Origin of the sequence: Cobetia sp. SIMBA_158 (assembly GCF_046566945.1) — a bacterium.
GTDB lineage: Bacteria > Pseudomonadota > Gammaproteobacteria > Pseudomonadales > Halomonadaceae > Cobetia > Cobetia amphilecti.
In genome coordinates, this window is sequence record NZ_JAWJYL010000823.1 from 1 (window position 1) to 249 (window position 249).

1 protein-coding gene is annotated in these 249 nt (G+C 51.0%); it reads right to left on the bottom strand.

Features of this window, described 5'->3' with window-relative positions:
* A partial coding sequence (locus R2R70_RS22120; RefSeq protein WP_410979217.1) for an adenylyl-sulfate kinase occupies nt 1-249 on the bottom strand: 249 nt, incomplete at both ends.

A 249-nucleotide genomic window follows, 5' to 3' on the forward strand; every position in this document is an offset into this window, starting at 1 on the left:
TGCTGTACCAAATTTGTTACTAATTGTTCACCATTGAGATGAATTTCTGCCGATTCAGGCGCTTCGTAAACGGAATCTATTCCCGTAAAGTTGCGCAGTTCACCGGCACGCGCTTTCTTATATAAGCCTTTGGGATCGCGGGCTTCGCAAATCGCCAGCGGCGTATCGACAAACACTTCGATAAAGCGCCCTTCTCCTACGCGTTCGCGAACCATCTGGCGTTCGGCGCGGTGTGGCGAGATAAATGCG